The organism is Vibrio sp. 10N.222.48.A3 (assembly GCF_041475345.1).
In the GTDB taxonomy this organism is placed as follows: Bacteria; Pseudomonadota; Gammaproteobacteria; order Enterobacterales; family Vibrionaceae; genus Vibrio; species Vibrio tasmaniensis_A.
The window spans coordinates 1-1,446 of sequence record NZ_JBFRVX010001054.1 but is presented as its reverse complement, the minus strand read 5'-3'; the positions used below and the strand labels follow the sequence as shown (position 1 = coordinate 1,446).

At 41.6% G+C, this 1,446-nt stretch carries 2 protein-coding genes and 1 pseudogene; all 3 read right to left on the bottom strand.

Features of this window, described 5'->3' with window-relative positions:
• Positions 1 to 130: 130 nt before the first annotated feature.
• Positions 131 to 613: a tetratricopeptide repeat protein gene (locus AB4653_RS23525; protein WP_240798308.1), complete on the bottom strand. Its 483-nt coding sequence runs from the start codon at positions 611 to 613 to the stop codon at positions 131 to 133.
• Positions 611 to 1,042 (bottom strand): annotated as a pseudogene (locus tag AB4653_RS23520) (GNAT family N-acetyltransferase); the annotation flags it as partial. The gene AB4653_RS23525 and the pseudogene AB4653_RS23520, both read right to left, overlap by 3 nt.
• Before the next feature lie 83 nt (positions 1,043 to 1,125).
• Positions 1,126 to 1,446: N-acetyltransferase family protein (locus AB4653_RS23515; protein WP_372105455.1), on the bottom strand; the 321-nt coding region annotated here is incomplete at its 5' end.

Below are 1,446 nucleotides of genomic sequence, written 5' to 3'. Positions count from 1 at the left end.
AGAGATCGTTCGTAAAGAACTTTCAGAGTAACGGTTTAAACTCAAACTAAAACCGAATTCTTGAAGCCTAAGTATCCTATTAATACTTAGGCTTTTTCTATATTAGTACATGATCTTTATAAGCAGCGGCTTACCAGGTTTTATCTAAGTCTTGAGCATATAAAGAGATCGCGCGTTGGTACTCTTTAATCGCATCGCTATTAGTCGTAGATACCAAAAGCTCAAGTAACAGCGACGTCGCCTCTTTATGGCGACCCAAATTGTACAAACACATTGCGTAGAAAGGTTTCACCTCTATCGAGTCAGGATACTCAGCCCTAGTCTGTTCGAAATAGCCTAAAGCCTCTGCATAAAGACCAAGGCTTCGATAAGTACTCGCCAAACCGAACAGCGCATCAAAACGCTCTACTGAAGAAAGCACGCCAGACAGAGATAGCACATAGTGCTCAATCGCCTGTCGCTCTTTACCTTGATTATCGTAAGACCACGCGATCTGCAAGTGCGCTTTCGCGGCATAATTTTCATCAGTGAGTAGCGTTGCCAGCAAGTCACGTGACTCTTGGTACTTCTCTTCTTTTCGCAATTCGATTGCTTGTTTGATAATGGTGTCCATAGTTCTTCCTAAAATCAGTTCCATTTCAACGAGTCCTTTCACTTCAGACAACTGAGTAAAACCTTTTGATTGATAAAGCTTAATGGCGGGGTTCTCACTGAACACTCGCAACACTAACTGAGCCGATGATTGATTGTTCGCATGTTCAATAGCTAAATCGAGACACTTAGAGCCAAAGCCTCTACCTTGATATTCAGCTAATATCTGCAAGTCCCGAAGAAACGTTGTATCACTGGTGTAACTGAAGCGGATAACACCAATACGGCTATCCCCTACATAAATTTCATAGTTATCCAGTTCATCCCAGCTACGTAAAAACTGACTATGACCCCAAGCGATTCCACGAGCTTGATAGTAACTCGCCATATTCGTTTTAGTGATCGATTCAGCGAACTTAGGATCGGAACCTTTGACCAACCTTACTTCCATATTGTGTCCTTTGTTTTCAAATCACATCTGAATACGGCATAGAAAAGTGCCAAGAGTATTGCATCGTGTTTGAACCATCCTAATCAATCTGATTCCTTGTTTAACGCCTTCTCTAACCACATTGAACTGATGTATTGATTGTTTTTCTTCGCATATTCATTGAACACTCCGACTTCTCGAAATCCAAAACGTTTATGAAGTGCTATTGAAGCTTCATTAGGTAAAGCAACACCTGAGAGTACGCGGTGAACACCACAATCACTAATCGATGCAAATAGCTGAGAATAAAGCTTAGAGCCTAAACCTTTACCTTGAGCTTCAGCCGCAAAATAAATAGTGACCTCTGCGGTATCTTCAAATGCCGACATAGCCCTGTATTGCTGAGAACACGCGAAGTCTAATAA

Excerpts from the sequence above, each read along its gene's own strand:
- AB4653_RS23525 (WP_240798308.1), bottom strand. The coding sequence starts at position 613 with ATGGACACCATTATCAAACAAGCAATCGAATTGCGAAAAGAAGAGAAG.